Raw genomic sequence first — 6417 nt, 5'->3', positions numbered from 1 at the left:
AACCAGGCCGGCGTCGAAGTGCTCAGCGGCTACGCCGAGGCTCGCCTCGACGACTAGAAAAGGGGCGCGGTGACCTTCGGTCACCGCGCTTTCTCCGCTAGCGCGACGCGGTCGGGTGCAGCCCCACGAGCCGCTCGATGTCTTCGGATCGCGCTCTCCAAGACTCTGAATCTCGCTGGGAAGGTTCCTCGACCTTACTCGCGCATGCGCGGATATCGGTCTCGATGTCGAGGCAGTCCGTCCACAATCCTCCCCGGCGCACCAGCAGCCGGCGCCCATTGGGATCGACGACCAAAGCCGGATCGGCGGTCTGCGTGCCATCGTCCGAATAGGTCAGGTCATACTTCGTTGGACGCCAAAAGACGCCCCAACGATCAACCGACTGCCACAGCACGTAGACGATGTCGCTTGGCTCGGGGCCAACGCCCAGCAGGAACTGTCGACCATCGGATAGCGTCACGCGATTCACGACGCCCGGCAGTCCAGACAAGAACCCCCAGACAACCAGTACGATCAGCACGAGTGGCGGCAGGACAATGGCACGGGTGATGGCCCAGGCGCGCCTGCCCTTCTCGGCCCTCATAGCGGACAGTATGAGCAGGGCAGTGATGGCGAACAGCGGGACGACCGAGACGGCGTTCACCAGTTCGGGCGCCAGGATGGGCAGTCCGACGAGACCGCCAAGCGCCATGACGCAAATCCACGCCGACACTACGACCGTGACCCAAAGGCCCTTGTTCAGGGCGTCGAGGGCGCGGGAGCGTGTCATGCGTCGCGACCGAGCGGTTCTACACCAGCCGCTTGCCGGCGTCGTCGATGACGCCGCCCAGGTCGCGGCCGTCGTCGGCCAGGATCATCTCGTTGTGGGCCTTGCCGGACGGGATCATCGGGAAGCAGTTCTCTTCCTTGGTGACCCGGCAGTCGAACAGCACGGGTTTGCGCACCGAGATCATCTCCAGGATCTTGTCGTCCAGTTCGTCGGGCGTTTCGGCGCGGATGCCGACCCCGCCGAAGGCCTCGGCCATCTTCACGAAGTCGGGCAGGCTGGCCGAATAGGAGTGGCTGTAGCGCTCCCCGTGCAGCAGCTGCTGCCACTGGCGGACCATGCCCATCCACTCGTTGTTCAGAATGAAGATCTTGATCGGCAGGTCGTACTGAATGGCCGTGGCGATCTCCTGCATGGTCATCTGCACGCTGGCGTCGCCGGCGATGTCGATGACCAGGGCGTCGGGGTGCGCCATCTGCACGCCGACGGCGGCCGGCAGGCCGTAGCCCATGGTGCCCAGGCCGCCCGAGGTCATCCAGCGGTTGGGCTGCTCAAAGTGATAGTACTGGGCCGCCCACATCTGGTGCTGGCCGACCTCGGTGGTGATGTAGGTGTCGCGGTCCTTGGTCAGCTCGTACAGCCGCTCGACGGCGTACTGCGGCTTGATCAGCTTGGAGTCCGGCGCATAGGCGAAGCCCTTGCGGCCGCGCCAGGCGTCGATCTCGCTCCACCAGGTCTTCAGGGCGGCCTTGTCGGTCGCGTAGCTGCGCGAATTCCAGACAGCGATCAGGTCTTCCAGCACGGAGCCCGCGTCGCCGACGATGCCGATGTCAGCCTTGACGTTCTTGGAGATCGAGGACGGGTCGATGTCGATGTGGATCTTCTTGGACCCCGGCGAGAAGGCGTCCAGCCGGCCGGTGACCCGGTCGTCAAAGCGGGCGCCGACGCAGATCATGACGTCACAGTCGTGCATGGCGTGGTTGGCCTCATAGGCCCCGTGCATGCCCAGCATCCCCAGCCACTGGGGGTCCGACGCCGGGAAGGCGCCCAGGCCCATCAGGGTGGAGGTCACCGGCGCGCCGGTCAGCTTGGCGAAGTCGCGCAGCAGCTGGGCGGCCTTGGGCCCCGCATTGATGACGCCGCCACCGGTATAGAGGATCGGCTTGCGCGCGCCGGCGATCAGGGCCGCGGCCTCGGCCACCTTGTTCACGTCGCCCTTGGTGCGCGGGCTGTACTCGTGATTGTGCTTCACCGCCTTGGGACCCTGATAGGCGCCGCGGGAGAACTGCACGTCCTTGGGGATGTCGATGACCACTGGGCCCGGACGGCCTGAGGTCGCGATGTGGAAGGCCTCGTGCATGATGCGCGGCAGCTCTTCGACCGACTTCACCAGGTAGTTCTGCTTGGTGATCGACCGCGTGATGCCGACCGTGTCGCATTCCTGGAAAGCGTCGGTGCCGATCAGGTGGGTGGCGACCTGGCCGGTGATGACCACCATGGGAATGGAGTCCATCAGGGCGTCGACGATGCCGGTGACCGCATTGGTGGCGCCGGGGCCGGAGGTGACCAGGACCACCCCGCACTTGCCGGTCGACCGCGCATAGCCCTCCGCGGCATGGGTCGCCCCCTGTTCGTGGCGCACCAGCACGTGCTGCAGGCGCGTCTCCTCGAACAGGGCGTCATAGATCGGCAGCACCGCGCCGCCCGGATAGCCGAACAGCACCTCGACGCCCTGGTCGATCATGGCGCGGACGACGATCTCGGCGCCGGTCAGGGTTTCGATATCGGCTTCGATGGTGGTCTGGTGGGCGGTCATTTCGGGGAGCCTGGTATGGGGCAATAAAAAAGGCCCTCTGGGGGCCCGGTGCAAGCGACCTTGTTCAGACTGACGTGATCGTCAGTCCGCGACAGGTCGCCGTACAAGTACAAGAATCTCGCGCACGAGCATTCTCCAGAAACGAAGGTCCCTGCTGATGCCATGCCCCCGTCAGGGCGTCAAGCCGGGGTTCAGCGCAAGAAACTGCCTCCACTGGTCGTCCGGGTCGCTCACCGTGACGCGCGGCCAGTCGCTCATCTGCCCTCGCTGCCAGGTGGACTGGCGCTTGGCGTAGCGACGGGTCTCCTGCTGGGCGGCGGCCAGCGCCCGGGCGGGGCTCAGTTCGCCGCGCAGCTGGGCCGACAGTTCCCGCACCCCCACCGCCTTCATGATCGGCAGGGCGGGGTCGAGGTTTCGAGCCATCAGCTCGGCGACCTCCTCCAGCGCGCCCGCCTCGATCATCGCCGCCAGGCGGGCGTCGCATCGGTCGTAGAGTTGCTTGCGGTCAGGCTCCAGGGCGACGGTGCGGTATGAGCCGGCGGGGAGGGCGGGATCGGTGCGCCCCTGCCAGTCGGTCAACGACACGCCGCTGGTGGCGTAGACTTCCCAGGCGCGCGCCAGCCTCTGCCGGTCGCCGGGGCTGATGCGCGCGGCGGCGGCGGGATCGGCCTCGGCCAGCCGCTGGCGGAAGGCGACCTCGCCCATTTTCTCATAGTCGGCCGCCGCCTGGTCTCGCACCTGTGGCGGCGTGGCCGGGATCTCCGCCAGGCCGTGGGTGAGGGCGCGGAAGTAGAGGCCGGTGCCCCCCACGACGACGACAGGCTGTCCACGACCGGTGATCTCCGTGATCTCCTGGGTCGCCGCCCGCGACCAGGTTCCCACCGACCAGCCGTCGGCGCCGTCAACGGTTCCCACCAGGTGATGCGGGACCCAGGCCTCGTCCTCGCGGGAGGGGCGGGCTGTCACCACGCGCAGGTCGCGATAGATCTGCAGGGCGTCGGCGCCGACGATCTCTGCCCCGATCTTCTCAGCCAGGCGCAGGGCCAGGGCCGACTTGCCGCTTGCGGTGGGCCCGGCGATCAGCCAGATGCGGGGCTCCATGCAGCTCGCCCTTACCCTCGTCAGTCCTACGCCCGAGGCGGCCCAGGCCGCCATCGGCCCGATCACCACAGCGCTCGCAGGCGCCCGCGCCCGCGTCAAGGAGCCCCGCGTCCTGGGGCCCGGCGCTGTGGACCTGGCGCTCGAGGCCGACGCCATCGCACCTGTCCGCATCGCCGTCGCCAATGCGCTGGAGGGCCTGCCGATCGACGCCTGCGTCCAGCACTGGAACGGGCGGAAGAAGCGCCTGCTGATCGCCGACATGGACTCCACCATCATCGGCTGCGAGTGCATCGACGAGCTGGCCGATTTCGCGGGCGTGAAGGACAGGGTCTCCGAGATCACCGAGCGCGCCATGCGCGGCGAGCTGGACTTCGACTCCGCCCTGCGTGAACGCGTCGCCATGCTGAAGGGCCTGTCGGTGGAGGTCCTGCAGCGCTGCTACGACGAGCGGGTCAAGCTGAACCCCGGCGCCCGAACCCTGGTCCGCACCATGACCGCCAATGGCGCCGGCGCCTTCCTGGTCTCCGGCGGCTTCACCTTCTTCACCTCTCGCGTGGCCCAGGCAGCCGGTTTCCAGGCCAACCGCGCCAACACCCTGATCGAGGCGAATGGGTTGCTCACCGGCGAGGTCGGTTCCCCCGTCCTCGGCCGCGAGGCCAAGCTGGCCGCCCTGCGCGAGGAGACCGCAGCGGCGGGCTTCACCCCCGCCGAGGCTCTGGCGGTCGGCGACGGCGCCAACGACCTGGCCATGATCAATGCGGCGGGCCTGGGTGTCGCCTACCGCGCCAAGCCCATCGTCGCCGCCGAGGCCGACGCCAAGGTGGACTTCGCCGACCTCACCGCCTTGCTCTACTTCCAGGGCTACACGGCGGCCGACTTCGTTACAGACTGACGCCAGGCTTGATTGGGCGGCGCGGCCCCAACCGCGCTAAGGCCGGGGCATGACATTGCCCCGCATCCCCAAGGCCGTCGTCTTCGACATGGACGGCCTGCTCTGTGACACCGAGGTCGTCTACCGCGACTCCATGCTCGCCACCGCCGCCGAGCACGGCCACGACATGCCGCTCTCGCTGTTCGAGAGCATGATCGGACTGCCGGGCCCGATGAGCGACCGCCAAGTGCTCAACCACTTTGGCGAAGACTTCCCGATCGCGGAGTTCAACGCCCGGGTCATGATCCACGTGGATGCGGCCTGCGAGGCCGGCATCGCGCTCAAGGCCGGGGTCGTTGAACTGCTCGATTGCCTGGACGCGCTCGACCTGCCCCGCGCCATCGCCACCTCCTCCAGTCACCGGGCCGTGGAGGCGCATCTCGGCAAGTCGGGGATCATCCCGCGCTTTCACGCGGTGGTGGCCCGTGGGGACTACGTCAACGGCAAGCCCAACCCCGACCCGTTCCTCAAGGCCGCCGAGCGCCTGGGGATCGATCCGGAGTTCTGCCTGGCCCTGGAGGACAGCCACAACGGCGTCCGCGCGGCGTCCTCGGCTGGTATGATGACCATCATGGTCCCCGACCTGCTGGACCCCACCGAGGAGATGCACGCGCACTGCGTCTGCATCGCACGGGACCTACACGAGGTGCGGGGCTTGCTGGGGTAGTTTCCTTCTCCCGCAAGGGGAGAAGGGCTTGGGATCAACTACCGCGCGTTCGGGCCGCGCTCGAAGTACTTGAAGAAGGCGCTGTCGGGCGACAGCACCATGGTCGTGTCGCCCTGGCCGAGCGAGGCCTCGTAGGCGGACATCGACCGGTAGAAGGCCGCGAAGCTGGGATCGCGCCCGAAGCTCTGGGCGAAGATCCGCGTGCGCTGGGCGTCGCCCTCGCCTCGGGTGGTCTCGGCCTCCTCGGTGGCGGTGGCGAGGGTGATGGCCACTTCCTTGTCGGCGCCGGCGATGATCTCGCGTTTCTTCTGTTCGCCCTCGGCCCGCTTTTGAGCAGCCTCCTGCTGCCGGCTCGTCTGCATACGCCGATAGACGGCGGCCTGGTTGGCGGCGGGATAGTCGGCGCGCTTGATCCGCACGTCGATGATCTGGATGCCCAGGCGCGAGGAGTTGGCGCGCTTGGCGACGTCAATCTTGGTCTGGGCCATCAGGGCGCCGCGGCGGCCCGAAATGATGTCGCCTGAATTGGCCGTGCCGAGGATCTGCCGCAGGGAGGAGTTCAACAGCCGCTCGATGCGGTCGTTGGCCGTGCGCTCGTCGCGCAGGGTCCGGTAGTACTGCAGCGGGTTGGAGATGCGGTAGCGGACGAAGGCGTCCACCACCAGGCGCTCCTGGTCGGCGGCGATGACCTCTTCCTGATCGGCGTCGAGCTTAAGGTTGCGCTTGTCCAGCTTGATGACGTTCTCGAGGAAGGGCGCCTTGATCTTCAGGCCGGGCGCGTTCTCGCCGGGCGCATTGATCACGCGGACCGGCTCGCCGAAGCGCACGACGATGGCCTGCTGGCGCTGTTCGACGATGAACAGGGTGTTGAACAGGACGACCAGGACGCCAAGCGCGATGACACCCCAGGTGGTGAGGCGGCGGTTCATCGCGGAGCTCCGGGACTGGGAATGACGGTTTCGCCGCCCTCGGCCTGCGGAACGACGCGGGTGGTGGGTGTCTTGGCGCGGAAGACGTCGGGGGGCAGGATGATCGGCGCGCTGGCGCCCTTGCCGTCGATGACCACCTTGTTGGAGCGCGACAGCACCCGCTGCATGGTCTCGATATAGAGGCGGTCGCGGGTCACGCCCGGCGCG

At 67.7% G+C, this 6417-nt stretch carries 6 protein-coding genes and 1 pseudogene; 2 read left to right on the top strand and 5 right to left on the bottom strand.

All coding sequences use genetic code 11. The annotated features are described in order from the left end of the window. Nucleotides 1-97: 97 nt before the first annotated feature. The 3 genes from RMO97_RS15490 to miaA all read right to left on the bottom strand — a co-directional run bounded on the left by RMO97_RS15490 (nt 98) and on the right by miaA (nt 3737). A complete protein-coding gene (locus tag RMO97_RS15490; protein WP_310541941.1) occupies nt 98-691 on the bottom strand; it encodes a hypothetical protein in 594 nt (197 codons plus the stop codon). A gap of 97 nt (nt 692-788) precedes the next feature. After that, complete coding sequence (locus RMO97_RS15485) at nt 789-2582, bottom strand: acetolactate synthase 3 large subunit (protein WP_310541940.1); 1794 nt, start codon at nt 2580-2582, stop codon at nt 789-791. 171 nt (nt 2583-2753) lie between these two features. Next, nucleotides 2754-3737, bottom strand: a complete 984-nt coding sequence (gene miaA, locus RMO97_RS15480) for a tRNA (adenosine(37)-N6)-dimethylallyltransferase MiaA (protein ID WP_409035321.1) — start codon at nt 3735-3737, stop codon at nt 2754-2756. On the opposite strand from miaA, the gene serB reads away from it, so the two are divergent. Both serB and RMO97_RS15470 read left to right on the top strand, forming a co-directional pair. Continuing rightward, the gene (gene serB / locus RMO97_RS15475) at nt 3682-4575 is read left to right on the top strand and encodes a phosphoserine phosphatase SerB (RefSeq protein WP_310541938.1); all 894 of its coding nucleotides are present in this window, start codon (nt 3682-3684) and stop codon (nt 4573-4575) included. The genes miaA and serB overlap by 56 nt on opposite strands. Nucleotides 4576-4624: 49 nt before the next feature. Further along, entirely contained in the window at nt 4625-5281 is a 657-nt protein-coding gene (locus tag RMO97_RS15470) for an HAD family phosphatase (protein WP_310541937.1), read from the top strand. 38 nt (nt 5282-5319) lie between these two features. Here the strand turns inward: RMO97_RS15470 and RMO97_RS15465 are convergent, their stop codons facing one another. After that, nucleotides 5320-6210, bottom strand: a complete 891-nt coding sequence (locus RMO97_RS15465) for a protease modulator HflC (RefSeq protein WP_310541936.1) — start codon at nt 6208-6210, stop codon at nt 5320-5322. Further along, nucleotides 6207-6417, bottom strand: a pseudogene (locus RMO97_RS15460) (hypothetical protein); the annotation flags it as partial. The pseudogene RMO97_RS15460 and the gene RMO97_RS15465, both read right to left, overlap by 4 nt.

It is taken from the genome of Phenylobacterium sp. (genome assembly GCF_031425575.1).
Taxonomy (GTDB): Bacteria; Pseudomonadota; Alphaproteobacteria; order Caulobacterales; family Caulobacteraceae; genus Phenylobacterium.
Note: the sequence above shows the minus strand (reverse complement) of the source record. Positions and strands in the feature narration are given on the sequence as shown.